We start from the raw sequence: 24,058 nt of genomic DNA, 5'->3' as shown, positions 1-24,058 counted from the left end.
GATGTGAATATTGATTATTTTAGTCACCTCTTCTGCAGCAACTTCAGTATACTGATGACCCCATTTTATGTACCAAGGAAACACTGTGCGTATTAAGTCGCCTGATAATATTTTGTCGTTAGATAATATTTTACCTGAAGAGCCTCTACTTATGATGGGAGCCGGACCTGTGCCTATTCCTGCCAGAGTTGCGGCGGCTAATGGTATTGTTATCAATCATTTAGGTGATACCATGGCGCAAATTATCGAGCAAGTTAAACAGATGTCTAGATATGTTTTCCAAACCGAAACTGGGCATATTTTAGGGGTGGCTGGCCCGGGGTCTGCTGCGATGGAAATGGCTGTGGCCAATTTAGTGATACCGGGTAGTAAAGTATTAAGCGTGTGTAATGGTTTTTTTAGTGGCCGTTTAGCTGAGATGGCTGAACGTGTCGAAGCAGATGTAGTTCGTTTAGTGGTAGAAGAGGGGAAAAGTGCAGATCCTCAAGTCGTTGCTAAGTATATTGAAAAGCACCAGCCGCAAGTTTTAACCATAGTCCAAGGTGAAACCTCGAGCACAGTATGTAATTCTCAGTTGGCCGCAATAGCAGCTACAGCAAAAGAGCACAATTGCTTAGTGATTGTTGATGCCGTGTGTACCCTAAGTACCATGGAGTTCGATATGGACGCTTGGGGAATAGACGCAGTTATTACCGGAGGGCAAAAGGGTTTGTCGTGCATACCTGGGGTGTCACTTATTGGGTTTTCAAATAAAGCGTGGGAGCATATCCAATCTCGTTCAGATCAATTACGTCATTGGTGTTTAGATGCTAAGTTGGCTGACCAGTTTTGGTACAAAAAGTCTTATCACTATACCGCACCCGTATCTGGTATTTTGGCCATTCATGAAGCGTTGCGTTTAGTTTGCACTGAGACTCTAAAAAGTAGATTTGATAGACATCAACGTAGTTCTTTAGCCCTGCAGGTTGGTATAGAAACAATGGGATTATACTTATATGTTAAACCCGCTGCCAGACTCAACTCAGTGGTAGGGATCACTGTACCAAATGGAATAGATGCAAAACAGCTATTAAGTACTATGTCTAACCGATACAAGGTTGAAATATCAGGTTCTTTTGGTGCAAATATAGTGCGTATAGGGCAAATGGGAGAGCAGTGTAGGGCCCATAATCTGTTTCGAACCCTACACGCTTTTGGTACGAGTTTTAATGCCCTTGGTCACAAACTCGATGTGCCTGCTGGCATGGCGGCTTTAGAAAGCTCATTAGATAAAAGTGGCTTTGTGGATCACATCTGATTGTTGAGGTAGGCCACTAATTTCTGGCCTGCCTGACTAATATGTTGTTTCAGAATTTGTTGGGCTTGACCTAGTTGCTTTTTCTGCAAGGCATTTAATAATTGATAGTGTTCTTTTTGACTGTTTTTTTGATAGTTTAATTCCATATTTTGAAAGCCGATATATCTAGAACATAATTGATGTAAGTTGTTTATATTATTAAAAAGTGTGGGCCTGTTTGCAGCTTGATACAAGACCCCATGAAACTGCCAATTCAATTCACCATGGGTTTGTATTGTGAGCCCAGGCTCTTCTAATTGCTCTAATATGTCGGTTGCTTTGCCAATTTTTTGATGATTGAGATGGGCCATTGCGTAGCTCAAAATAAGAGGCTCTAAGTGGCTACGCATTAGATATAGGTCTTCAGCTTCAGTGGCGTTTAGTGGATTAACCATTGCCCCTCTTTTACCACTCGTAATAAGCCAACCTTCATTTTTTAATCGTTGCAATACATCTCGTATGGGAATTCGACTTACCCCATATTGATTTGATAGTTGCTCTTGCTTTAGGGGCGTTCCAAGGGGCAGTTTATTGTCTCTAATATCTTGCTTCATCTGTATGTAGAGAGTCTCTGCAGGTTGTTTAGATATCATCTGACTATCCTTTATTACTCAATGCCAAGGCGGCCAAGCCGATTAATATTCCCCAGAATGCCGATGCAACATCAAAAAATGATACCCCAGAGGCAGTCACCAAAAATGTGATGAGTGCCGCATCTCGATATTCGAGCGCTTGAAACGTCCCATGCAAACTGGCACTGATTGTACTAAGTAATGCTAAACCGGCTAAAGCAGAAATCATGGCAGTGGGAAACGCTGCAAATAGGCTAACAACAGTGACACCGAAAACACCAAACAAAATATTAAATAGGCCAGCAAATACCCCTGCAATATAACGTTTTTCTGGGTTGAGATGGGATTCAGAGCTGGCACAAATGGCGGCTGTTATCGCTGCTAAGTTTAAAGAAAAAGCCCCAAATGGTGCAAATACTATATTAAGTAAGCCTGTCCAACTAAGTATCGGTGATATGGGTGTTTGCTCATAATTAGCAGAGCGCAAGATAGCAACACCGGGCATATTTTGTGATGTCATAGTAACAATAAATAAGGGGATCCCAACACCTATTAGTAAGCTTAAATTAAAACTAGGTGTAGTCCAAATAGGAGTAGATAGTCCCCATTTTACTTGATTCAAATCGACTAAATTAAAAAAGTAGGCACATATAAAGCCACTGAGAAGCACCGCTAGAATCGCATATCTAGGTAACCACCTTTTAGCAATGAATAAGGTGAAGATCATGATCCCTACCATAAGCGGTTCGGCTTGCAAGGATACAAATGTATTTAGGCCAAATTGCACTAAAATACCCGCTAGCATTGCTGAAGCAAGTGGCATAGGGACACGTTTAGTCAGCGCGTCAAACCAACCAGATAGGCCAGTCAACAAAGTTAGAGCGCCAACAAAAACAAAAATACCCAATGATTCAGAGATAGTTGTTCCCGTTAAACTGCTCGCTAATAATGCCGCTCCCGGAGTAGACCACGCAATAATAATAGGGCGTTTGTAATATAAAGATAGCCCTAAGCAGGCTAGGCCCATACTGATACCCAAAGCCCATATCCAAGAATTTATCATTGCTTGGCTTGCACCGGCGGCAACCGCAGCTGTATATACAATAACCCAAGCACTTGCATAACCCACTAATACAGCTATAAACCCTGCACTTATTGCAGATAGACTAACGTCCGAAATCAACTCTTTAATTTTCATTTTGTATTCAAATATTAAAAATGTATACAAAATTTAACATTGATTTGTATATGAATAAAGTAAATGGAAGAAAAATCATGAACCATTCGCTGCGACCCCATTACGTGCTTATATGCTGCAGCCATTTTGAATAACTCCTGAGGGTTTTAAAGCTATTCATTATTGTCACGGTTGAATCCGCTTTTCACCCTTCCTTGCTGTTTAAGTGTTTCATTGGCAAACGTTAGTTTTGTAACTAATGTTGACGAAGCAGCTAAATAAATTGGTGTTAACGAAACTGAATTATAAGCGCCACGGCGGCCTCCCAAATAAAACTTTTTACTTCACTGTGAGAGATTTTGCTTGGTACTGGTGCTTGGTGTGTGCAAAATGTTTGTATCGTAAAGTCGTAGTTAATTTTTTAAGGAAGTATGTTTTTGACTTCTCATATCCTATTTCGAGGCCCACAAGACCGTAATGATTGTTGGCGGGCAATGTTCGCAGATGCTTTACCTAATTTAGTATGGCAACACTGGCCTAATGTAATAGACAAGGCCGCTATCGAATTGATGATTGCTTGGAAATTACCAAGAGATTATCAACAAGATTACCCCAATTTAAAAGTCATATTTTCAGTAGGGGCAGGGGTCGACCAACTCGACTTAGCCACGGTACCTGAGCATATTCAGATAGTGCGTATGCTTGACTCTGGGATAGCAAAAGGTATGTCTGAGTTTATTGCGCTACATGTGCTCAATATTCATCGGGGAACGTTCCAGTACATCAAAGCAAACTCAACCGCGACCTGGAAGCAATTGCCTACATTAGCTAATTCACAAAGGCGAATAGGAATACTGGGCTTAGGGAATTTAGGGCAAGCTGCAGCTAATACCCTATTAAACCTTGGCTTTAGTGTTAATGGTTGGAGTCGAAGTGCAAAACAGCTAGACGGTCTCAGGTGCTTTAGCGGTATGGAGCAACTTGAGGATTTTTTATCGCAAACTGACGTTCTGGTTAGTTTGTTGCCCTTAACTAAACAAACTCAAGGTATCCTCAATAACAAGACCTTAAGTCAATTACCCCAAGGGGCCAGTATTATCAATGTGGGGCGCGGTGAGCAATTGGTATCAGAAGATCTACTTACATTACTTGATGAAGAGCATTTGAGCTTTGCGGTATTAGATGTGTTTGATACCGAGCCTTTACCTGATTCAAATAGATTGTGGCAACATCCTAATGTATTAGTTACCCCACATATTGCTGCCATTACCCAAAATGAAAGTGCTGGTAAGGTGTTAGTAGAAAATGTGCTGCGTTATATCAAAGGCCAAGCCATGATAGGCACAGTGGATAGAGCTGTAGGATACTGAACTAAGTGATTGTCTTATGGCTGGCTACTTAATTATTGAGTCACTTGTTTGTTAGCGCCAAATTCAAAACAAAATTTACTATTTCCAGAATGCTTGATGAAGCGCGGCTATTTCAGGTACGACTTGGTCTATAGGGCCCCAAACACGGATTGCCTTTTGACCTTTTGAAAAGACATATCTGCTGGGTACATCAAGTGTCGGGTTTTGCTCGTGATTACCTGTAAAATCAAGAAGTTGTCGCTCCAACATGCCATAAACTAGCCTACCTATATTCGCCCAATACTGTGTGCCTGCGCACATAACACAGGGCTCTGCTGTAGAGTAGAGGGCCATACCCCATAATTGCTCAGGGCTAAATTTCTCGGCGGCACGTTGTGCTAGGGTCGATTCTGCATGAGCCACAGAGCTTACATTTCCTTGCTCAAGCACAACCGCTTTATTGTCTGCATCAATCAGTACAGCTCCGAAAGGATGGTGCCCATTTTTAACTGCTGTATTTGCCACTTCATTTGCTCTTCGCAAGTGCTTAATCATCTGCTGAAACGGTAGGGCTAACATTTTCAACTATTGGGTTCCTCGCTGAGTCACTAGAACCAGCATTATCCCCTGAACTACCAGAGCCTCCACCACAGCTGCTTAGAATAAAAATCAGAGCTATAACCTTGACGCTCAGATCTAGATGTCACGAAATCATACCGCTTAGGCCCATTTGTCTTTCCTTATTATCTTTACGACAGCTTTTAATAAAATTAACACATAAAAAATAAAGTCTTGGGTGGGCTATAGGGCTTTAATATTTCATTTGCTCATTCACGATTATAAAGACCTAACGCACAGCGCACGGGCATTATTATCTTTTGAGCCATTACTCCAATGGGCAGTGCCATTACCATAAACTTTATAGGCATTTAATGGATTATCAGGTGGCTCAGTAATTGACCATAGTGGAGTTATGGAAACATTTTCTTCTACAGTGAGCATAAATAACGGTTCTTCAGCAAACTGCAGTGCAGCTCTAAGCTCTTCTATTCGGGGTAAACGCCAGTCTTGGTTTGCATTTAACGTTAATTCCTCGCAATATGTTACAGCGCTATACCAATTAATCTCAGGCCCTTCAGATAACTTGTTGTCTTCCCATTCTATTAATGCGTCTGGGTTATATGGTTCAACCACGGCAACATTAAGGCCAGACAAATCAATAACTTGTTTCTCGAAATTAGTTTCAACAATTATAGAAGCATACACCCCAGTCAACCCGACACGCTCGATTGATATTGAACATTCATCTCCAACATCCAACGTGACAGCAGTGCATGCATCGGTTTTTACTTCAAATGCATCAGCATTTCTGCCAGTCACTTGTACTGAAGTAACTTCACTTTGTTCTGCTTTTACGTTTTTAACAGAAAACGTTTTCTCTAAATCATCAGGGTCAGAAAATTCGTAAACACGTTGGGGGGCAACAGCAAATCTTGGTACATCTATCTTGATGTCAGCAGCGAGTGAGCTACCGCTTCCATACAAAGACTCTACAGAAAAAGAGACCCCTCTATACTCATCGACATAATCTAATCCTACGTCGAATAAAGTTGCATATTGATACAAATCTCTTAGATCATCGGTGCCATTAAAGTCTGAGAATCTAACTATAAACTCATAATCACGAAGAAATGTATCTAGCTTTTCATTGTCAAACACACCAGATTTATTACGTAATTCCAAATAGTAATAAAGCGGCTGTTCATGTAGCCCTGTCCCAATTGGAATTTTAATTAATTTAACCCCTGATGAAGACGACGAGGACTGTTCAATAGTATAGATACCAGATTCTTCTACAGTCACAACTTGTGAATCCTCAAACCACCCAGCCTTGTCTCTCCAAACATTAGCAATCATTGGGTTGTAGGTATCCCCCCCCATAGTGTCGTAAAAATTTGAATAAGAGTCGAAGAAACTACATTTTCCCAAATAGTCCGTGTCGAGAAAACTGACTGGGCTCACACCATCACACCAATGAGAGCTTGAATGGTCAAATCCAAAGGTATGTCCAAATTCGTGAGCTATGCGGCCAGCTCTATTACAACTCATGTCATAACCACCAGTTACAGTTAGATACCCTGTAAATTCATCATTGTTACCCAATGTAATAGGGGTTTTATATGCATAACAACCAGGATTTCCAAGGTAGCCATCTTTTACTATAAGCATAATTCTATCAATATTAGTCAGATCCGTTATTTGGCTCAGTTTGCTAATAGAATCATTATGGAAATCGTCTTTATAATAACCAAACTCTGCGCTGAAGTAGCTTGAAGAGTTTCGCTCTAACGTAGTCCAATCTACAAATTCAGTTTCAATCCAAGTTTTTCCGTTCGAGTTTTTGATCAAGAATTGGTTTAAAGAATCGTCATTGTCGCGAATTAAGTTTTTCATATCCTCTAAAGACATGGTCTCATCTTTATTATCAGGAAAGTTAATTAGTGCAACCAGTGTTCTTTGCGCACCGATCTTGTCTGAGGTGGGCTCCTGCTCGTTAGGTGTAAAAGTCGCATCAACTGAACAATCTTCACTATTAGATTGATCAATTTCAAAAATGTTTCCTTCTAATGTGCCAGTACAACCTAATACAGAATCAATGGCATAACCTGCATCAGAAGTTAATGTGAAATATGCTGTTTCACCTGATTTAAGGGTTTTTATTGAAGGAGTTATCAATCCACCCGTTGACGAAGAAGTTGAAATTTCGTAATTAGTAGCCTTGAAATTAACAGTGATAGTGCAATTTGCTGTAATCGCGCTAGTAGTGTAAGTGTTGTCAACCAATGAGCCTTCACACCCATCTATCATGTCAATAGTGTAACCCTCATCTGGTGTTACAGTGAAAGAGAATGCAGTTTGAGCATCCACAGTCTGAGCAGACGGGTTAATAGTCCCCTCTCCAGCCACAGATGATATAATTGTGTATGTTGTAGGCGTTTGAGTAGAGCCTCCTGTCGCTGTTCCTCCCGAATCACCAGAGTCACCGCCACAGCTACTTAGTATCAAAATCAGAGCTACAACCTTGACGCCTACACCTAGAAACCTCGAAACCTTACCGCTTAGGTCCATTTGTCTTTCCTCATTATTTTTACGACGGCTTTACATAAAATAAAGACCATGAAAATGTTAATTGTGTATATTTACGGAGCTTATTAATTCTTTATTTAACAAGCTCTGTGGTGACATAAATCATTAATGTCTCTCATTTAATGGAGTGATTTATTTTATTGTTTGGCTGAATGCCTATAAGGAATAATTAAACAATTGTATGAGAAGCGACATTTCATAGGTTTCCTTTTAGTATGTGATATTCAAAAAATTTCAAAGTTTGGAAAATAAAACTACTTGTAGTGTTGGTATAGCTGAACTGGAAGATAGTGCTTCTACAAAAAAACGAGCTTATCGTTAGAGCTGATAATGCACTATACGTTTCTGTAAGCAGAGTGAAGAACCGAGTCATAGTATGGTCTTCTAATTTGTCAGAACACTAAAAGACTTTTTGAAACTTACATATGATCATCACTGTGAAAAATTCTACTATGGATAATTTCTAGGTACACTCTAGTTACATTTTACTTTAGTCGTTATTGGTTTAAGGAGAGTTATATGTTTAGCCATGTCATGTTAGGTGCTAATGATATTCAAGAGTCTAAAAAATTTTACGACGCAATTCTGGGTACATTAGGTTACGAAGAGGGAACAATAGATCCTAAGGGTCGTTGTTTTTATTTTACTAAAACTGGAGTGTTTGGGTTAAGCGTACCCATTAATGGTGAGCCAGCTTGTCACGGTAATGGCAGTACCCTAGGGTTTGCAATTGAAAATGAAGAACAGGGGTTGGCATGGCACCAAGCGGGTCTAGCAAACGGTGGCACGGCCTGTGAAGATCCTCCGGGTGTTAGAGAAGGAGGCGATTTAAAATTGTATTTAGCTTACCTAAGAGACCCAGCAGGTAATAAAATTTGTGTGATGAAAAAAGTGAATTAGTCAACTTTGAACACAACAAAAGTAAGTTAAAGAAAGGGCCAATGAAGGCCCTTTTCGTTATAAAAAATGAACACGATGTTTAGTGCAAATTAACAGTAGGGCATTTAACTTAATATCCGGTCTTTGAACATATTAGCGACATTGTGTAAAGTCTGTTTACGAGAAAATAATCGAGGTACTAAAGAGTTGAGGTAACTAGCTAACCCAGACACTTTATATGTTTTCCCTTTGGCAAAGGCTGTTAATCCATCTTCGACTACTTTACTCGCAGGGGAAAACTTCATGGTCGAGGTGTCAGCTTTGGCTTTAGACATAGAATTTGATTCAGTGAAACCTGGGTATAACGGCATCACTTTTACCTGCGACCCTAGTAACTCACCCGTTAAAGCCTTAGAAGCACCATATACCGCTTGGTAAGGTAAAGGCGTCGAGGCTACATTGATGATGCCACCGCTATGGGTTTGTTTCATTGTGGGTAAAAACAGGTAATGCAACTTGGTTAGGTCATGAATTTTACCCAAATATTATTATGACGTGTGGTTAACTGTTGCGACAGTGCGTTAAGCTCGTGCTTAGAACGTGCAGTAATGATTAAGTTTGCCCCTTTACTTGCAAGTTGTGTGGCACACTCTTTACCGATATCTGAAGAAGCACCTGTTATCAATATTGTTCTATTTTTAATGTTCATTGTAACTCTCTCATAATGAAAGAGCGTACTGTAAACCTTGCCCGTAAGGGCAGAGTCAAGGCACTTTTGAGTAATTCTATTTTGAACTTTTTGAGTTACTTAGCTTGCTCTATTAACTCCATAGCTTGGGTATTTCAGAAAGATACTTTCCTATCGATTCGTGAGTTAATAGGGGCAAAGGGTCCGGGCTCATCTGCTATTTTGGGGGACACCACTTAGTTTAACTCAGCTAAACCCTAAGGTTTGTGCTTTGCGGATCATCGCAATGACTGTAACATCATGTTCATCATAGATTCGATAACTGCCACTTCGTTTAGGCGGGTTGATTAACCCAATAGATTCATAATGGCGAATGGCTTTTCTTCTGGCTCCCGTTAATTCTGATACTCAACTAATAAACATATACTCACGATTTAACCTTTCATGTTGTTCTGTGGGCCAGTATGTGTAATTAACTCATTTTAGCCAGCATACTTAGAGGGGCAATTTTTGCTAAATATCTAAAGAGTGCCCACGGCCATGTGGGTACAAAACTATTAGCGACCTCTTTTTCAATGTCTTTTACCATTGCTTGGCAACCTGTCTCTAAGTCGACGATAAATGGGACTTTTTTAACTTTCTCGTTAATTTCAGTGCGAATAAACCCGGGGTGAATAGTGGTTACTTTGATAGGAGTATTTAATACATCTATGCGGATCCCTTCTGTTAAGGCACTTAACCCCGCTTTTGTGGCGGCATAAACGGTAATGGCGCGTCGAGCCCCACGAATTGCACTCATAGATGAGATAGTCACTAGGTGCCCAGCATTTTGTTTACGAAGCACTTCCATCGCAGCCTCACACTGGGCCAACGCGGATACAAAATTGGTTTCTGCGGTTTGTTTATTGGCATAAAAACACCCAGTACCTACTGGTGCTCCTTTTCCAATGCCTGCATTAATAATAACTCTATCGATAGATCCCATATCTTCAGCAAACCCGTGGATCACCTCAAATACTTGCTCGTGATTATCTACGTCAAGTTGGCGTATAAATACGTTAATATCGGGGTTAATGTTTAAAAGTTCTTGTTTTAGGTTTTCTAAGTTTTCAAGACGACGTGCGCATAAGGCTAGGTTTCGTCCTTTTCTTGCGAACACAATCGCCATGCCTTTTCCTAAGCCTGAACTGGCTCCCGTGATTAAAATATTCTGCCTAGTCATGGTGTAATCGCTTTTTATCAATGTGATTAAGTGATGGTGCGCTTCATGTTACATGAAGCGCTTTTAAAGGGCGGTGTGACTTATTGGTATTTTTTAAGTTCTAACCGAGCAACCATTCCTTTATGAACTTCGTCTGGCCCATCAGCTAAGCGCAATGCTCTTGCTCCTGCGGCAAAACGCGCCAGTGGGAAATCATTACACATGCCAGCACCACCATGAATTTGTATGGCCATGTCTATAACCTCTTCAAGCATTTTAGGCACCGCCACCTTAATTGCAGAAATATCTACCATGGCGTTTTTCACACCTAGATTGTCTATTTTCCATGCGGCTTCAAGGGTTAATAACCGAGCTTGATTGATAGCAATGCGAGCTTCGGCGACCCGCTCTCGGTTGCCCCCTAACATCATTAACGGTTTACCAAATGCAGTACGCGACATACCTCGTTGCATGGCTAATTCTAATGCCTTTTCAGCGCCACCAATTGAACGCATACAGTGATGAATTCTGCCTGGCCCAAGGCGGCCTTGAGCAATAGCAAATCCTTTCCCCATGCCCACTAAGAGGTTTTCTTTAGGAACTCGTACATTATTAAAATGCATTTCGCCATGCCCAAAAGGTGCATCATAATCCCCAAAGGCTTGTAACATACGCTTGATTTCAATACCTGGTGTATCTAAAGGCACGATAACTTGGCTATGCTGATTGTGTTTGTCATTTTCAGGGTTAGATAGGGCCATAAACATAGCGACTTTAGCGTTGGGGTGACCAAGCCCAGTAGTCCACCATTTTTTACCGTTGAGGACTAATTCATCGCCATCTACCTCAACTGTTGCTTGTATATTGGTTGCGTCAGATGAGGCAACATCAGGCTCCGTCATACCAAATACTGAGCGTATCTCTCCGGCAAGTAGCGGCTTGAGCCATTTATCTTGTTGAGCTTTATTTCCAAAATGATAAAGCACCTCCATATTTCCTGTATCGGGAGCGCTGCAGTTAAATATTTCTGAGGCAAATAACACACGGCCCATTTCTTCAGCCAAAGGAGCATACTCTAAAGTGGTTAAGCCTTGACCTAACTCTGCATCCGGTAAGAACAAGTTCCAAAGTCCCGCAGCTTGCGCTTTTTTCTTTAATGGCTCGATAAGCGGGTGAACTTGCCAGTTTTTCCAGTCACCGCCAGGGTTGAGTCTGTGAGTTTCTGAGTAAATTTGTTCTTCAACGGGGTAAACGTGCTCTTGCATAAAAGCTCGCACTCTATTGATGTAGTCTTGTGTTTTTTCACTATGAGAAAAATTCATTCTGGCACTCTGGCGTATTAATAATTGAGTGGAGAATAGTGCTTCTATTCGATTGAATGAAATGAAAAATACTATATGGTTACTGTGAATTTAATTCATTGGTGGTGAGTGTGGCTGATTATAATAAGATCCAGCAGTTAGATCTTAACCTATTAAAGATATTTGAAAGTATCTACCAAGAACAAAATATGTCCCGAAGCGCTGAAGTGTTACACATTACCCCTTCAGCCGTTAGCCATGCATTAAAGCGGTTAAGAGAGTGTTTAGGAGATCCTTTATTTCAACGCAGTAATAATAGGATGTTGCCCACACCCGCATGTCAGCGTATGGCGCCACAGATTATTGATACCTTGAGCAGGCTACGGCAAATTTTACAGCATTGGGGGGATTTTCAGCCTAAAAGTAGTCGACATCATTTTAAGTTGGGAATTCACTATGCATTAGAGCCGTCTATTTTACCGAAATTAGTAAAGCGTTTAGCAGAATTAGCACCTAACACTACATTTGCAAGCATAAAGGTAAATAGAGAGAACCTGACCCGTGAATTAGGAGCGGGCCACATAGATATGGCCTTTGATGTAGCATTGCCCATTAAACCTCCTGTATTTCACACTAAAGTCATTGATGACTCTTTTAGTGTCTTGATGCGCCAAGGCCATCAACTGCAAGAAAGCTTAAGTCAAACTACCTATTTAGATTCAAAGCATGTGGGGGTCTCAAATCGCCCAAGTGGGGCAGCGGTAGAGGACTTATTGTTTCAACAGCAGGGATTGTCTCGACATATCAGTATACGTTGTCAAAATTACTATGCAGCTAAGGCTATGGTTGCAGAGTCTGACTTTTTGTTAACATTACCAACCCAGCTGGGGAGAGAGTTATTAGGCGGGGCAAATCAAACTCATGATTTAATCTTATTAACTATGCCAATAGCGCTAAGTAATATTGAAACCCACCTTTATTGGCATCAAAATACCGAGCAAGATGAAGCCTTAAGTTGGCTTAGGCAAATACTTATTTCACTCACCTAAAGATTATCAGTTATATTAGCCATTAATCACTTTTGTACTTTCTAGAATAGTTTTAGGTAACCTCAAACTGTTGACTTTGGGCGATGGTATGACGTTCTCTGCATGAACAGAGCATGTCTTGGCCATTGTAGCATTTAAAAAGATGCTCCTGAATTCAACATCTAACTGCAGTAGTGCTTCTTTATCGAACATCACTGTCCACTACACTTTCAGTTTTATCCGCCATAGATACAGAAAAGCTCTATCAAGTGATAGAGCTTTTCTGTAAGTCACTTAATTTAACTGCGACCTCTTTTATTTTAAATTTATTGCAAATAGTATTAGTGTATTATATAAATAATACACTAATACTAAAGGGAGCAGAATTTGCAACATTCATCGTTAATCTTGCAATTATCGCCCAGCTCAGGCGAACCGATTTATCGACAGTTGATTGAACAAATAAAACGAATGATTGCTAGTGGCCAACTCAATGGGGGGGATTATCTTCCTTCCGTTCGTCAATTGGCCGTCGAGCTTGAAGTAAACCCTATGACGATATCTAAAGCTTATGGTTTTTTAGAATCTCATGGTGAGGTAGTAAGAATGAGAGGTAAGGGCATGATGATAGCCGAGTTAGTTTATAAAGAGAGCGTTAGCGAACGATTGCAAAAATTAACGCCATTGGCAGATACCTTAATTCAGCAATGCAAAGAACTAGATTTAGATAAACAGCAAACTATTGAATGGTTAACCAACAAGTTAGATAAGGAATTCAAATGAACATTTCTACAGCAACTAATCTAGAAAGCAGTGCTTTGTCCCTCAGTGATGTGTTTAAGAGCTTTGATGGATCCCCCGTATTACGAGGAGTCAATCTAACCCTAAAGAAAGGCGCTGTTATGGGACTGTTAGGTGAAAATGGCGCAGGCAAAACAACGTTATTGAGAACTGCGTTAGGTTTATTAAAAGCCGATCAGGGGAAAGCCGCAGTTTTTGATGAAGATGCTTGGCATATGTCAGCCCATAACAAGCAACGTTTGGGGTATGTGGCACAGACTTTAGACTGTTTTCATTGGATGACGGTACAGGAGTTGTTTACATACACAGGAGCATTCTACGAAAACTGGGATGCCAACAAGGCACAAAAGTTAGCGAATAAACTGAGCCTTGATACAACGCAACGTATTGATAAGATGTCTATTGGCCAACGTCAACAAGCGTCAATCATACAAGCTCTTGGGCATTCACCTGAACTACTTGTTCTAGATGAACCAGTTGCGAGTCTCGATCCTGGCGCACGCCGAGCTTTTATAAAAGAGTTAATCGATATTAACCTTGATGAACAAACTAGTATTATTTTTTCAACACACATTACCTCTGATATCGAAAGAGCTGCGGCTGATGTGGCCATGCTTAAATCAGGAAAAGTAGTTTATCAGGGCGCAATAGATGAACTAAAAGAGCAAGTAGTGCGATTGCGTTTAGAAAGTGAGTCTAACTTGCCTGATGTCAGTTTGGACCCCTATGTATTGAATCATAAATTTGAAGGCCAGTTTGGCCGTTTAACCGTTAAAGGATTTGATGTTAAAAGTTTGGATATATGGGAAAAAGAGCTCAAAGCTAAAGTCACTGTTGAATCTCTGGGTCTTGAAGATATCTTTTTGGAGTTAAATGAATGAATCCGTATTTAGCTATTATAAAAAGAGACTATGGAGCTAATGGCGCTGGGACATTATGGCTACCAGCGCCGATATTTAGTGTGCTATTTGTCGCTTTAATGACATGGGGGGGGACATTAGTGGGTTGGGATACCCAAGCTTGGTACTTTTGGGGACTGACTTTGCTATGTACCTACAGAATACTCTGTGATCTTGATTTATCTCATGCACATAACTTAGGGGTGCTTGCGCCTAACTACAAGGCGTATCAATTCAATTATTCAACCAGTTTAGTGTTCATTAGTAGCGTTATGAGTTGCGGAGTATTCGCTGATTCTTGGTATGAATTTTTTGTTTGTTTAAGTTTATTTTGGCTTTTTATATCTTTGATGTTCTTTTTTGTGAAAAAAGAAATCTGGAAGTTAGCGTACTTTATGATTTTGGGGGCTTATGTCCTAATCAATATTTTCTGGATGATTTCTGGTGAAATTGAAAATATGTTTACTTTTTTACCAAAGGTATACATGAGTGCTTGGTCCATATTATCCATACCTATTGTCGGTACATTTACTTCGTGTGTGTGTTTAGTTGTTTCCTATAAAAGTTTTTTGGTAGCAAGAAAACACTATTTGCAGCCACAAGAATATAACTCAGATTTAGCTCCAATTACATGGAAGAAGTATGGAGAAACAGCACATTCTAGTAAGCTTTTGCTTTTATTAAATGCTAAATGGTCGTCAACATCTTGGGGCAGACTGGAAAGTCGTATTTTATTTGGTCTGAACCTTGGCCGGCATCAAGACTTGGTTTATCTGGGGCTATTCGGCGCTAAAACGCATGGTGGACTTTTGAAGTTCATCTTCGGCTTCTTACTTCTTATTTTACTACTACCTATGCTCTTTATGACAAGTATTAATCAAGAAGCGGCACTCATACCGCTTTGTATTTTTATGCTGTTTTATTTGGTGGTTATTTGTAGTGTAATTAGTCTTGAGTGGATAACTAATCGTAAAATGATTTTTGAATTATGGCTTTTTGATACCAGTAAAAGCCGTACACGCTATATGTTGAAACTCGCGGTGTTATTTGTAGAGCGAATTGCCCGGGTAAGCTTTTTGTCTTGTGTTGTGTTTTTGCTATTAGCAACAATAATCTCTGGTGTGAAAGGTTTTATGGTGGTCGGCATTGTAGCTTTTTTAGGGATATCTCTTAGTTTATTGTTACAAATGACTTATGTGTTATTTGTAACGCTAAAAGTAAAAAACACAGGGTGGTTGCGATATCCTACGGTTTTATTTACAGGCATCAATTTTGTGGGCTGGTTGTCAGTCGTATTTTTTAGTTTTCATCAAAAATTTTATTGGGGATTGTTTTTAGCGATAGGTTTGGCTCTTGTACTTTGTTTTCTCAGTATTAAATATTGGTGTAATTATGACAAAGAGTTAGTAACATAAACCCAATTCAATTGATTGAGTCATCTTTCAATTTAACGGTGTAAATAAAAAGCTTTTAAGTTTGAGGGTGTGGTTTGGCAATTAGGCAAACAAAGGCGATTGCTAATCACCCCGTCAGGCTTGGTTATAAAGGTTTAAGCCGCGACATGAGTAATAAGTTGACATATTTCCCATTCTTGAAGGAGGCACTGCGTTTCTCGCCTTCTATTTCAAAACCTAATTTTTTATATAACTTACAAGCCGTTTGATTATCTGTGTATACCTCAAGTTCGATGCGTAATAAGTTTAACCAGTTGTCTGCTTGATTAATGGCGGCTTCGATTAACTTTTTGCCGATACCTTTACCGTGAAAGTCAGGGGGTACAGCAATGGCTAGGCTAGCTGAGTGTTTTTCTCTTTGCTTGGTACTTAAAATTAATGTCACATGACCTAGCGCTTTGCCCTCTGCTTCAGCCACTAAAATAAAGTGATTATCAGGTTTAAAAAAACTTTTGATAGTTTCAGAGTCTAGGTATAAAAGTTGTGAGGTGTGTTGGGTAACAGCTGGGTAGCGGTATATCTCAACTAAGTCATTATGGTCAGTTATTTCGGCGCGTCTGATGATAGTTTTCATTTGCTTGTTGCTTTGGGCTGATAAAAGGTTTGTTTATTGGTTGTTTAAAATAAGCTCTTTGATTTTTTGCGCTTTTTCAAAATGATCTAATTTGTGGGTCTGTATCCACCACGTCGCTGCTTCCATAAGTTGCTCAGGATCGTTGTTTTTATTAGCGAAAAAGGCGTAGAAAGATAAGCCTACATTGTTGCCTTTGGCGGCTATTTTCTTATCACAAACGTCTATTATTTTAGTTCTTAATTGCTCACGCATAGTTTTGTTTTGCCTTTTGGGTGAAGGTGGCAGAGATACAGGCTCTAACTAACACGTTAAAACGTTATCAATAAAGTTATCAAGGGTGACGTTATGATCTGCTAATTTGAAATCACTAGGGCAACTTAAATAAAGCATTTCTTTGTAGTGCATGCCTAAATATTTAGCTGTTAATTCAAATGGTTGCCAAAGACAATCTGGCGCATTGCTATCGTAACCTGAAGATATCAAAGAGCACTGCTTACCTCTAAGTTGGCGGCCTAAAGGTTTATCGATGGTGAGTAAATCCGATAACCTGTCTATAAACACTTTCATTTGAGCGCACATCGAATACCAATACATGGGAGTCGCAAAAATAATATGCTCAAACTGAACAAGCTTGGCCATTAAAGGTAAAAAGTCATCGGCGTTATTTTGATGTTCATAGTCGTAAAAAGAAATATTATGCTCTGATAGGTTAAACATTTGAAATGCGCTGTTATCAGATAAATATTTAACTATTTGAAAGGTGTCACCTGCCGCTCTAGATGAGCTAAAAAGTATAGCTATGGTCATAATCATTCGTCTTTGGTTTTATTATTTGTCTAAACACCTGCTTACTTAGTAGGTGTTTAAACTATTACTTAGCTATGCGAGTCATTAAAAAATACAGTGTGTTGCGAAGTCTTTAGCTTCTGCTGCCGTCCATTCACCTTTCGGCTTTTGTTTCATATCCGCACACCATTCTTCGCTTCCAATTTCAGGGGCGCAAGCAGTTAAAGTTAGGCTAACAATAAACAGTGCTAGTATTTTTTTCATAACGTTTTATCCTTGAGTTGTATAAAGCTGTCTTTCATACGTAAATTTATCATCAATTGCTTTAAGGTGTTAGTATTCAAAAATGTCTAACCAGTGAATTAGTTTTTGGTTTTTTCTGATTAACAATTGGGAAATGTAGCCTTTTAATATGCGATATGTGAAGAGTGTTTCTTGTTAACTATTATTATTCCAACCTTAAATGAATCTAAATCTGGCTATCTGAAAAAGTTATTAGAAGCCTATAAGCCAACTGAAAAAATAGAGGTTATTTGCGTTGATGGGGGCAGTCTTGATAGTACTCTTGAACTAATAAAAGAGGCGGGGGTACGTTTAATCGAAACCCGTTTAGCATCGCGCGCTGCTCGATTAAATGCAGGTATTCAAGAAGCTAAGTATGAAATGGTACTGCTAAACCATCCAAGAAGCCTAATAGAAATAGCGGGTATCAATGCATTATCTAAAGCTAATAAAGACTTAAGTTGGGGAGCCTTTACCCATAGGTTTGATAATTCACACCCACTACTTGGTTTTACCTCTTGGTACTCAAACCATATACGGGGCGACAAGCGAGGCATATATTACTTAGACCACTGTATATTTGCTAAAAAGCAAATTTTACTTGAGGTTGGCTTATTACCCGCTATTGATATTTTTGAAGATACAGAACTGTGTTTACGCTTGAACAAAAAAGCCAAGGGTATACGTTTACCTTATATCAGTGAAACATCTGCAATTCGCTTTGAAACTGGTGGGCTATATTCACAAGCTATTAAAAATCAATATCTTAAATGGCTTTATTACTTTAACCGTTCAGATAAGAAAATGAACAGTATGTATGAAAAAGGCTTAGAGCTTAATACTGAATATAAGATAAACAAAAAACAAAAGTAGATTTGAATTCTAAGGCTAGTCAGCAGAGGCAAATAGTATAATGTGGGTACATGTATGTGTTGAGATAAAAGTACTATAAGTCTCTGTAGCTAATTCATTTTACTAAGTGAAGGGGAAGGTTATACGGCATCTTCATCTTCTTCACCCGTTCGAATCCGTATTGCTCGTTCCATGTCGTATATAAATATTTTCCCATCTCCAATTTTACCACTTTGAGCTTTTTCGATGATCACTTCAATACAGCGGTCGACCTCTTTATCAGTAGTAATAATTTCAAGTTTTACTTTGGGGATGAAGTCGACTTTATATTCTGCGCCTCGATAGGTATCTATATGTCCCTTTTGTCTTCCATATCCTTTTACTTCGGTAACCGTGAGGCCTACCATTCCTGCTTCTAACAACGCTTCCCTTACTTCGTCTAGCTTAAATGGCTTGATTATCGCTTCAATCTTTTTCATAGATACTCTACTTCTCATTATTTTCTGATAATACAACAACTTGTGATTGTTGTTTGCTATCTCTATTGACCCTCTAGAATTAATATATAGCATACTATTTACAAATCCATAACAAAACCTTTTCACAATTAAATGCATTACTTGATAGACCACACCGTGAGTAACATGAAATAATTGTTCATTAATCCTTAAATCTTCCCAAAGAAAAGTAATCCACTATGAGTATGATAAAACGTCTGATTCTGTTAATTGCCATTACCTTTGTCAGTGTTGGCATTGATCAAGGCACTAAATTGTTTGCTGCTAAAAACTTACCTAAGTACGAGATGACCAGTTATCTTGCGGACACCTTACGTATTGGCTACGTCGAGAATACGGGAGCATTTTTAGGGCTAGGCAGTGACTTACCTGATAATGTCAGGTTTTGGATATTTGTATGTGCGGTAGGTGTTATTTTATTCGTTTTAATGGTTTACATAATACGAACAACCACACAAACAACGTTTGGTTTGAGCGCTTTATCTCTTATTTTTTCTGGTGGCATCAGTAACTTTTATGATCGCGCTTTGAATAATGGTGCGGTGATAGACTTCTTAAATATAGGAGTAGGGTCGCTAAGAACGGGGATATTTAATGTTGCTGATATGGCAATCATGCTAGGTGTTTTTTTATTATTGTTTGCTAAAGAAAAGCAGGACACCCCTCCTGAAGGTCCATAATTTTGTCTGTTAAAAAAAGTGTCAAAAAGGGCGTTTATCAATCGCCTTTGAGCAAGCTTTACGCCAGACAACAACCTAAGGTGAAAGCTAAAAAGGGCATGACTAGGTTGTTGTTGGCCTACGCTGAAAATGACTCTAAACGCATAGCAGCTTTGATTCAAAAATGGATGAAAGAGTGAAATGAGTATCTTAATTAATGATATCAGGTATTGAGAGTAGCATTTAATGCGGTTAGAGGTAGGTACAGAGAATGCATTTAAACAGTGATTTTATTTTACATCCAAATAGCGAATTTGAACGAAAAAATGAGCTTCAAACATTGTTTTTAAATGATCTCAAATTAACTACAGATGATCACAGTGTTTTGAAAATGTGTACAACAGAAGATCACGAATCCGTTGGCCTAATAGGGTGTTTATTAAATGATAACACCTATGTCAATAAAGCAAGGCTCATTATCGCTAGCAACAATCAATACAATGATGAGTTAGCAAATAGGGCAACCGAGCTTTTATCTTGTTCAGAAAGCGAGCTTCAGGCACTTATTGAGGTTTTATCTGATATTTATATTATGAAGTTTGAACAGATTAGTGCATACGAAAATAAAGTCTATGGAATACTTTTTGACGTACTGAACTAGATACTAGCTGAAAGAGTACTGAAGTTTCCGTGACTGTTGGTATGCACACCATGCTCATCATACAAACAGAGTGGATAGGTTTAGTATTTAATTGAATCGAAGGTAAATATGAATCGTTACATCATGGCTGCAACAGGTTTAATTCTGTTTGGTTTACAATCTGCTTTCAGTACGCCAGCTCCACAAGGCCCTAAGTCTGTAATAAACACAAATGGTCTTGTTGTTATTGCTTGCGATGAGTTTGAATGGAACGATATTGCTAACCTAGTTGCTCCATACCAAAGTGACATCTTACAGGTGGCCTTGCTGCATCAGGCACAATCAAGTGGTTATCGTTTATCAGCCGCTGCAGAGCAAGCCTTGGCTGATGGCGAGCACATGCCTAAATCGGTTAGAGCATTGCTGAAATCTATTGTCGACGCAACGTGTTAGCCACCAATAGCTTTTGACTCAAACCTTACATATTAGGTTCGTGTGTTTAAGGTTAAGAGGTGATTTAAGCTCGGGTGGCGAAGTTAGGAATCACTAAAATAACTTGATAGAGCTGATTAATTTATCCTGAACAAATTCATATTCTAAGTATCAGAATAATCGTTTTTTAAGGTTTGTTTTCTACTAAAGGAACGCTATTAAACTTTACTTTCTCCCACCCTGTTTTCATAAAGTTTCTTATGTTGCCATGATCACCACCATCTGGGTTTTTAAGTACATCATCACGATAGTAGCTACCAAATAATGCTAACGTTTCAGATACTGTTAAGTTCTGTATTTTGGCAAAATAAAATATTTTACAAGAACCCTCATTAGTACCTGCTAAGTTAGTAATATCATTGTTGGTAAACTGGCTTGGTGTATATTCGTAGTAGTCAGTTATAACACCCATTACTTGCTTAAATTCAATCGTATCTGGAGAGGTTTTTACCTGGTTTAATAAGTTTTCTTTGGTCATTTAATTTCCTTTTTGGGTTTAATTTTACACATTTTTATAGTGATTGTGCAATCAATATGTTTGAGCAGCTTGTTGACAAAATGAGGTATTTGAATAGGCGAGCAATCCAAAGAGCAGTCCACTTTAATCAGAATATCACATTGGTCTATAGTGATTTGTTGGCGTACGAAGAAGATATTGAGATCGTCTAAATTCTCTAATGATTTGGTGATTAATACTGAGCCAATACAATTCTTGGTATTAGGTATTGGGGCATAACTTGCCCCATTAATTTCTCGGCTTAAGGTTACCCCTTGAAATTTGTCTAATTCCAGCATGCGGAAAAATACTTCGACTTTAGTATTGGTTTCTTCTGACATTTAATTTTTAATCCTTAGCTTTCGTATGCTAAAGGATCAGTTACACCATTTTCAGTGAAAGCTTCTAATCTTTCTTGGCAAGCGCCGCACTTTCCACAAGCTTTTTCACGGCCGTTATAGCATGTCCATGTTAGGTTGTAGTCTAAGTTCATTTCTAACCCAGCCGTTAAAATAGCAGTTTTGCTGACGTCTAGGTAAGGTGTGACAATTTCAACTGCTTCGTAGTTTGCAATGGCGCATACGTCATTCATTTTATGGACAAATTCAGGTCTACAATCAGGGTAGATGGCATGGTCACCAGAATGAGCTCCATAGAATACTTTATTTGCGTTAATCGAAACCGCATAACCCACAGCCATAGATAACAAAATCATGTTACGGTTTGGCACCACTGTTGTTTTCATACTGTCTTCTTCATAATGGCCTTCTGCTACATCAATACTGTCAGATGTTAGTGATGAGCCACCAATTAACTGATTAATAGCCGATATATCGACTACTTTATGATGTACACCTAATCCAGCGCATGCTTTAGCAGCATACTTTAATTCTTTTTTGTGTTTTTGACCGTAGTCAAATGATAAGGCAAAAACTTGAAAACCTTGTTTAACCGCTAGGTTCAGGACAGTAAAAGAGTCCATACCCCCAGAAAAAATAACGACTACCTTTTGTGACATGGGCTTAGCTTCTTTATAATCTATCAATAGGTTTGATTTTAAGTGATTTAGCGTTGAATTCCCAGAACATGAGACCGTTCAATCAAAAGGAAAGTGTGTGAATTTGTACAAAATTAATGAAGTATTTGAATCTTTGCAGGGTGAAGGTAGTTACACAGGTTTGCCGTCTATTTTTGTGCGTTTGCAGGGTTGCCCCGTAGGATGCCCATGGTGTGATACTAAACATACTTGGGAAGTTAATCCTGATTTACATGTCAATAGAGATACTGTTATGGCCGAATCTGGTGAATCTGATAAGTGGTTCGAAACAAGTAGTGAGCAATTGTTAACTTTGTTTTCAAAATATGGGTATGTGGCAAAGCATGTAGTGATTACAGGTGGTGAGCCGTGTATTTACAATTTAACGGAGTTGACGAGTTATTTAATTGGGTTAGGGTATTCGGTACAAATAGAAACAAGCGGTACTTATGAAATATATTGTCATGAAGATACATGGGTAACTGTGTCACCTAAAGTGAATATGCCTGGTGGTAAACACGTGTTAAAAAGTGCCATGTTAAGAGCCAATGAAATTAAGCACCCAATTGCCATGCAAAAACATATTGACGAGTTGGATCAAGTATTAACATTATTAGAAGGTGGGTCTATGCCACAAATTTACCTACAACCCATAAGTCAGCAAAAAAGAGCCACAGAGCTGGCTATTGAAACCTGCATTGCCCGAAATTGGCGTTTGTCGTTACAAACCCATAAATTTATTGGCATTGAATAGTGTTCTGTCATGAGAGTATGTTGCAATCTAAGGGCATTAAATCAAAGGCAATCTATATGAATGTGTATTTAAAGGGGCAATTATGGCGAGTTTAGTAAACCTAAAAGCAATGAAATTCTTAACCTGTCTATCCGCTTTAGTTTGTAATGCAGTGTTTTCTGCTTCTTGGCAAATCACTTACCCAAAGCCAGCCTTAGAGTCGGATATCATGACGATATATCCTATTGAGTTATTGACTCTAGCTTTGGAGCAAACGGGGGTGAACTATGAATTACTTCCTTCAAGTAATTTGTTAACGAAAGTAAAAGCGTTGAACCGCCTAGAAGACAATAGAGAAGTTAATCTTGTTTGGGCAATGACTAATCAAGAAAGAGAAGATGATTTGCTCCCTATTCGAATCCCTTTATTCAAAGGGTTAATAGGTTGGCGCTTGTTACTGATACGTGATGATATGTCTGAACGTTTTAAATACATTCAAAGTTTAGAGCACCTCGTTAAGTTATCTCCCATTCAAGGTCGAGATTGGCCAGATACAAAAATATTAAGAGCGAATGGTTTTGACGTTATCGTTAATTTAGGTCAAGACAATCTTCTAAATTTGTTAGCGACAGCCCAAGGTGATTTTTATCCCCGCTCTATGGCTGAGATTTGGCATGAACTAGAAACCCTCGAGAATACAAAAGGGTTGTCTGTTCAACCATCTCTTGGGGTTTATTATCCTGGCGCTGTTTACTTTTTTTTAAATAAGAATAATCAGCCCTTGGCGCACCTAATAGAAGTAGGCTTAGAAAAAGCCATCGAAAATGGAACATTTGAGGCTTTATTCAAGAAGACTTATCAAGAATATATAAAAAGAGCACAACTAGAAGAGAGAACATTTTACCAATTAGATAATACCTTCTTGCCAGAGAAAACACCGTTGCAACGAAAAGAGTTATGGTTTCAACAGACACTTCAATGAATGGGTTCATTTAGACCAATGCTGACGTTAATATCATGGTTTTTGGTTTGTTATAGATAGCGGTGTATTGTTTTAGCTTTATTGTGAACCTTCTTTAGGTATAAGCCGAGATTTTAAACAATCTATTGAGTTAAGGTGGGATGAAAACGTCCCAAGCGGCAACTGCTGCCACTTGG

The 24,058-nt window shown here is 39.0% G+C and carries 30 protein-coding genes; 14 read left to right on the top strand and 16 right to left on the bottom strand.

All coding sequences use genetic code 11. From position 1 onward, the window contains the following. Positions 1-85: 85 nt before the first annotated feature. The gene (locus tag ABJD71_RS12405) at positions 86-1,297 is read left to right on the top strand and encodes an alanine--glyoxylate aminotransferase family protein (protein ID WP_348169627.1); all 1,212 of its coding nucleotides are present in this window, start codon (positions 86-88) and stop codon (positions 1,295-1,297) included. Here the strand turns inward: ABJD71_RS12405 and ABJD71_RS12400 are convergent. Both ABJD71_RS12400 and ABJD71_RS12395 read right to left on the bottom strand, forming a co-directional pair. After that, positions 1,288-1,929, bottom strand: coding sequence for a GntR family transcriptional regulator (locus ABJD71_RS12400; RefSeq protein ID WP_348169624.1), 642 nt, complete (start codon positions 1,927-1,929; stop codon positions 1,288-1,290). The two genes, ABJD71_RS12405 and ABJD71_RS12400, sit on opposite strands and share 10 nt — an antisense overlap. Positions 1,930-1,933: 4 nt before the next feature. Continuing rightward, positions 1,934-3,106, bottom strand: coding sequence for a benzoate/H(+) symporter BenE family transporter (locus tag ABJD71_RS12395; RefSeq protein ID WP_348169621.1), 1,173 nt, complete (start codon positions 3,104-3,106; stop codon positions 1,934-1,936). Between the two features lie 416 nt (positions 3,107-3,522). On the opposite strand from ABJD71_RS12395, the gene ABJD71_RS12390 reads away from it, so the two are divergent. Next, positions 3,523-4,455, top strand: a complete 933-nt coding sequence (locus ABJD71_RS12390) for a glyoxylate/hydroxypyruvate reductase A (protein WP_348169618.1) — start codon at positions 3,523-3,525, stop codon at positions 4,453-4,455. A 78-nt stretch (positions 4,456-4,533) separates the two neighbouring features. On the opposite strand, the gene ABJD71_RS12385 is transcribed toward ABJD71_RS12390, so the two are convergent. Beyond that, the gene (locus ABJD71_RS12385) at positions 4,534-5,013 is read right to left on the bottom strand and encodes a nucleoside deaminase (protein WP_348170483.1); all 480 of its coding nucleotides are present in this window, start codon (positions 5,011-5,013) and stop codon (positions 4,534-4,536) included. A gap of 258 nt (positions 5,014-5,271) precedes the next feature. Next, positions 5,272-7,563 carry a DUF1566 domain-containing protein gene (locus tag ABJD71_RS12380; protein WP_348169615.1) on the bottom strand — a complete coding sequence of 764 codons (2,292 nt, stop codon included), beginning with the start codon at positions 7,561-7,563 and terminating at the stop codon, positions 5,272-5,274. A gap of 537 nt (positions 7,564-8,100) precedes the next feature. Between ABJD71_RS12380 and ABJD71_RS12375 the strand changes: the two genes are divergently transcribed. Next, complete coding sequence (locus ABJD71_RS12375; RefSeq protein WP_348169612.1) at positions 8,101-8,481, top strand: VOC family protein; 381 nt, start codon at positions 8,101-8,103, stop codon at positions 8,479-8,481. 104 nt (positions 8,482-8,585) lie between these two features. Here the strand turns inward: ABJD71_RS12375 and ABJD71_RS12370 are convergent, their stop codons facing one another. The 4 genes from ABJD71_RS12370 to ABJD71_RS12355 all read right to left on the bottom strand — a co-directional run bounded on the left by ABJD71_RS12370 (position 8,586) and on the right by ABJD71_RS12355 (position 11,671). After that, positions 8,586-8,951 carry a hypothetical protein gene (locus ABJD71_RS12370; RefSeq protein ID WP_348169609.1) on the bottom strand — a complete coding sequence of 122 codons (366 nt, stop codon included), beginning with the start codon at positions 8,949-8,951 and terminating at the stop codon, positions 8,586-8,588. Between the two features lie 29 nt (positions 8,952-8,980). Continuing rightward, positions 8,981-9,169 (bottom strand): SDR family NAD(P)-dependent oxidoreductase, encoded by a 189-nt coding sequence (locus ABJD71_RS12365; RefSeq protein WP_348169606.1) that lies wholly within the window; start codon positions 9,167-9,169, stop codon positions 8,981-8,983. Between the two features lie 451 nt (positions 9,170-9,620). Then, positions 9,621-10,370, bottom strand: coding sequence for an SDR family oxidoreductase (locus ABJD71_RS12360; RefSeq protein WP_348169603.1), 750 nt, complete (start codon positions 10,368-10,370; stop codon positions 9,621-9,623). Between the two features lie 80 nt (positions 10,371-10,450). Beyond that, complete coding sequence (locus ABJD71_RS12355; RefSeq protein WP_348169600.1) at positions 10,451-11,671, bottom strand: acyl-CoA dehydrogenase family protein; 1,221 nt, start codon at positions 11,669-11,671, stop codon at positions 10,451-10,453. A gap of 110 nt (positions 11,672-11,781) precedes the next feature. Between ABJD71_RS12355 and ABJD71_RS12350 the strand changes: the two genes are divergently transcribed. The 4 genes from ABJD71_RS12350 to ABJD71_RS12335 all read left to right on the top strand — a co-directional run bounded on the left by ABJD71_RS12350 (position 11,782) and on the right by ABJD71_RS12335 (position 15,793). Further along, positions 11,782-12,699, top strand: coding sequence for a LysR family transcriptional regulator (locus ABJD71_RS12350; RefSeq protein WP_348169597.1), 918 nt, complete (start codon positions 11,782-11,784; stop codon positions 12,697-12,699). Between the two features lie 366 nt (positions 12,700-13,065). Further along, the gene (locus ABJD71_RS12345; RefSeq protein ID WP_348169594.1) at positions 13,066-13,461 is read left to right on the top strand and encodes a GntR family transcriptional regulator; all 396 of its coding nucleotides are present in this window, start codon (positions 13,066-13,068) and stop codon (positions 13,459-13,461) included. Continuing rightward, positions 13,458-14,360, top strand: coding sequence for an ABC transporter ATP-binding protein (locus ABJD71_RS12340; protein ID WP_348169591.1), 903 nt, complete (start codon positions 13,458-13,460; stop codon positions 14,358-14,360). The genes ABJD71_RS12345 and ABJD71_RS12340 overlap by 4 nt, the downstream gene beginning before the upstream one ends. After that, positions 14,357-15,793: a hypothetical protein gene (locus ABJD71_RS12335; RefSeq protein WP_348169588.1), complete on the top strand. Its 1,437-nt coding sequence runs from the start codon at positions 14,357-14,359 to the stop codon at positions 15,791-15,793. Before ABJD71_RS12340 ends, ABJD71_RS12335 begins: the two co-directional genes overlap by 4 nt. A 124-nt stretch (positions 15,794-15,917) precedes the next feature. Here ABJD71_RS12335 and ABJD71_RS12330 read toward each other — a convergent pair whose 3' ends face one another. The 4 genes from ABJD71_RS12330 to ABJD71_RS12315 form a co-directional block, all read right to left on the bottom strand. Next, the gene (locus ABJD71_RS12330) at positions 15,918-16,406 is read right to left on the bottom strand and encodes a GNAT family N-acetyltransferase (protein WP_348169585.1); all 489 of its coding nucleotides are present in this window, start codon (positions 16,404-16,406) and stop codon (positions 15,918-15,920) included. A 33-nt stretch (positions 16,407-16,439) separates the two neighbouring features. Further along, positions 16,440-16,658, bottom strand: a complete 219-nt coding sequence (locus tag ABJD71_RS12325) for a DUF6500 family protein (protein ID WP_348169582.1) — start codon at positions 16,656-16,658, stop codon at positions 16,440-16,442. A gap of 48 nt (positions 16,659-16,706) precedes the next feature. Next, positions 16,707-17,213 carry an NAD(P)H-dependent oxidoreductase gene (locus ABJD71_RS12320; RefSeq protein WP_348169579.1) on the bottom strand — a complete coding sequence of 169 codons (507 nt, stop codon included), beginning with the start codon at positions 17,211-17,213 and terminating at the stop codon, positions 16,707-16,709. An 84-nt stretch (positions 17,214-17,297) separates the two neighbouring features. Then, on the bottom strand, positions 17,298-17,456 hold the full coding sequence (locus ABJD71_RS12315; protein WP_348169576.1) for a DUF3012 domain-containing protein: 159 nt from the start codon (positions 17,454-17,456) through the stop codon (positions 17,298-17,300). A 171-nt stretch (positions 17,457-17,627) separates the two neighbouring features. On the opposite strand from ABJD71_RS12315, the gene ABJD71_RS12310 reads away from it, so the two are divergent. Further along, positions 17,628-18,347, top strand: coding sequence for a glycosyltransferase (locus tag ABJD71_RS12310; RefSeq protein WP_348169573.1), 720 nt, complete (start codon positions 17,628-17,630; stop codon positions 18,345-18,347). 119 nt (positions 18,348-18,466) lie between these two features. On the opposite strand, the gene ABJD71_RS12305 is transcribed toward ABJD71_RS12310, so the two are convergent. After that, positions 18,467-18,805, bottom strand: coding sequence for a P-II family nitrogen regulator (locus ABJD71_RS12305; protein WP_348169570.1), 339 nt, complete (start codon positions 18,803-18,805; stop codon positions 18,467-18,469). A gap of 218 nt (positions 18,806-19,023) precedes the next feature. Here ABJD71_RS12305 and lspA point away from each other — a divergent pair, with 218 nt between their 5' ends. The 4 genes from lspA to ABJD71_RS12285 all read left to right on the top strand — a co-directional run bounded on the left by lspA (position 19,024) and on the right by ABJD71_RS12285 (position 20,596). Beyond that, positions 19,024-19,524, top strand: coding sequence for a signal peptidase II (lspA, locus tag ABJD71_RS12300; RefSeq protein WP_348169567.1), 501 nt, complete (start codon positions 19,024-19,026; stop codon positions 19,522-19,524). 2 nt (positions 19,525-19,526) lie between these two features. Continuing rightward, complete coding sequence (locus ABJD71_RS12295; protein WP_348169564.1) at positions 19,527-19,703, top strand: hypothetical protein; 177 nt, start codon at positions 19,527-19,529, stop codon at positions 19,701-19,703. Positions 19,704-19,774: 71 nt separating this feature from the next. Then, complete coding sequence (locus tag ABJD71_RS12290) at positions 19,775-20,164, top strand: hypothetical protein (protein ID WP_348169561.1); 390 nt, start codon at positions 19,775-19,777, stop codon at positions 20,162-20,164. Positions 20,165-20,272: 108 nt separating this feature from the next. Next, on the top strand, positions 20,273-20,596 hold the full coding sequence (locus tag ABJD71_RS12285) for a hypothetical protein (RefSeq protein WP_348169558.1): 324 nt from the start codon (positions 20,273-20,275) through the stop codon (positions 20,594-20,596). 166 nt (positions 20,597-20,762) lie between these two features. On the opposite strand, the gene ABJD71_RS12280 is transcribed toward ABJD71_RS12285, so the two are convergent. Genes ABJD71_RS12280 through queC form a run of 3 tightly spaced genes read right to left on the bottom strand, consistent with a single transcriptional unit; the run spans position 20,763 to position 22,149 of the window. Then, on the bottom strand, positions 20,763-21,113 hold the full coding sequence (locus tag ABJD71_RS12280) for a HopJ type III effector protein (RefSeq protein ID WP_348169555.1): 351 nt from the start codon (positions 21,111-21,113) through the stop codon (positions 20,763-20,765). Next, entirely contained in the window at positions 21,110-21,472 is a 363-nt protein-coding gene (locus ABJD71_RS12275) for a hypothetical protein (RefSeq protein WP_348169552.1), read from the bottom strand. Before ABJD71_RS12275 ends, ABJD71_RS12280 begins: the two co-directional genes overlap by 4 nt. Positions 21,473-21,486: 14 nt before the next feature. Next, positions 21,487-22,149, bottom strand: a complete 663-nt coding sequence (gene queC / locus ABJD71_RS12270; protein WP_348169549.1) for a 7-cyano-7-deazaguanine synthase QueC — start codon at positions 22,147-22,149, stop codon at positions 21,487-21,489. Positions 22,150-22,246: 97 nt separating this feature from the next. On the opposite strand from queC, the gene queE reads away from it, so the two are divergent. Together queE and ABJD71_RS12260 are read left to right on the top strand one after the other, a co-directional pair. Further along, entirely contained in the window at positions 22,247-22,921 is a 675-nt protein-coding gene (gene queE / locus ABJD71_RS12265; RefSeq protein WP_348169547.1) for a 7-carboxy-7-deazaguanine synthase QueE, read from the top strand. A gap of 82 nt (positions 22,922-23,003) precedes the next feature. Further along, the gene (locus ABJD71_RS12260) at positions 23,004-23,882 is read left to right on the top strand and encodes an amino acid ABC transporter substrate-binding protein (protein WP_348169544.1); all 879 of its coding nucleotides are present in this window, start codon (positions 23,004-23,006) and stop codon (positions 23,880-23,882) included. The last annotated feature ends 176 nt before the right edge of the window (positions 23,883-24,058 follow it).

Source organism: Paraglaciecola sp. (assembly GCF_039943935.1).
Taxonomy (GTDB): domain Bacteria; phylum Pseudomonadota; class Gammaproteobacteria; order Enterobacterales; family Alteromonadaceae; genus Paraglaciecola.
Note: the sequence above shows the minus strand (reverse complement) of the source record. Positions and strands in the feature narration are given on the sequence as shown.

Excerpts from the sequence above, each read along its gene's own strand:
- ABJD71_RS12315 (WP_348169576.1), bottom strand. The coding sequence starts at position 17,456 with ATGAAAAAAATACTAGCACTGTTTATTGTTAGCCTAACTTTAACTGCT.
- ABJD71_RS12305 (WP_348169570.1), bottom strand. The coding sequence starts at position 18,805 with ATGAAAAAGATTGAAGCGATAATCAAGCCATTTAAGCTAGACGAAGTA.
- ABJD71_RS12320 (WP_348169579.1), bottom strand. The coding sequence starts at position 17,213 with ATGACCATAGCTATACTTTTTAGCTCATCTAGAGCGGCAGGTGACACC.
- ABJD71_RS12380 (WP_348169615.1), bottom strand. The coding sequence starts at position 7,563 with ATGGACCTAAGCGGTAAGGTTTCGAGGTTTCTAGGTGTAGGCGTCAAG.
- ABJD71_RS12360 (WP_348169603.1), bottom strand. The coding sequence starts at position 10,370 with ATGACTAGGCAGAATATTTTAATCACGGGAGCCAGTTCAGGCTTAGGA.
- ABJD71_RS12330 (WP_348169585.1), bottom strand. The coding sequence starts at position 16,406 with ATGAAAACTATCATCAGACGCGCCGAAATAACTGACCATAATGACTTA.
- ABJD71_RS12335 (WP_348169588.1), top strand. The coding sequence starts at position 14,357 with ATGAATCCGTATTTAGCTATTATAAAAAGAGACTATGGAGCTAATGGC.
- ABJD71_RS12395 (WP_348169621.1), bottom strand. The coding sequence starts at position 3,106 with ATGAAAATTAAAGAGTTGATTTCGGACGTTAGTCTATCTGCAATAAGT.
- ABJD71_RS12290 (WP_348169561.1), top strand. The coding sequence starts at position 19,775 with ATGCATTTAAACAGTGATTTTATTTTACATCCAAATAGCGAATTTGAA.
- ABJD71_RS12375 (WP_348169612.1), top strand. The coding sequence starts at position 8,101 with ATGTTTAGCCATGTCATGTTAGGTGCTAATGATATTCAAGAGTCTAAA.
- ABJD71_RS12280 (WP_348169555.1), bottom strand. The coding sequence starts at position 21,113 with ATGACCAAAGAAAACTTATTAAACCAGGTAAAAACCTCTCCAGATACG.
- ABJD71_RS12355 (WP_348169600.1), bottom strand. The coding sequence starts at position 11,671 with ATGAATTTTTCTCATAGTGAAAAAACACAAGACTACATCAATAGAGTG.
- queC (WP_348169549.1), bottom strand. The coding sequence starts at position 22,149 with ATGTCACAAAAGGTAGTCGTTATTTTTTCTGGGGGTATGGACTCTTTT.
- ABJD71_RS12400 (WP_348169624.1), bottom strand. The coding sequence starts at position 1,929 with ATGATATCTAAACAACCTGCAGAGACTCTCTACATACAGATGAAGCAA.
- ABJD71_RS12325 (WP_348169582.1), bottom strand. The coding sequence starts at position 16,658 with ATGCGTGAGCAATTAAGAACTAAAATAATAGACGTTTGTGATAAGAAA.
- ABJD71_RS12285 (WP_348169558.1), top strand. The coding sequence starts at position 20,273 with ATGAATCGTTACATCATGGCTGCAACAGGTTTAATTCTGTTTGGTTTA.
- ABJD71_RS12370 (WP_348169609.1), bottom strand. The coding sequence starts at position 8,951 with ATGAAACAAACCCATAGCGGTGGCATCATCAATGTAGCCTCGACGCCT.
- ABJD71_RS12365 (WP_348169606.1), bottom strand. The coding sequence starts at position 9,169 with ATGAACATTAAAAATAGAACAATATTGATAACAGGTGCTTCTTCAGAT.
- ABJD71_RS12340 (WP_348169591.1), top strand. The coding sequence starts at position 13,458 with ATGAACATTTCTACAGCAACTAATCTAGAAAGCAGTGCTTTGTCCCTC.
- ABJD71_RS12385 (WP_348170483.1), bottom strand. The coding sequence starts at position 5,013 with ATGTTAGCCCTACCGTTTCAGCAGATGATTAAGCACTTGCGAAGAGCA.
- ABJD71_RS12275 (WP_348169552.1), bottom strand. The coding sequence starts at position 21,472 with ATGTCAGAAGAAACCAATACTAAAGTCGAAGTATTTTTCCGCATGCTG.
- ABJD71_RS12260 (WP_348169544.1), top strand. The coding sequence starts at position 23,004 with ATGGCGAGTTTAGTAAACCTAAAAGCAATGAAATTCTTAACCTGTCTA.
- lspA (WP_348169567.1), top strand. The coding sequence starts at position 19,024 with ATGAGTATGATAAAACGTCTGATTCTGTTAATTGCCATTACCTTTGTC.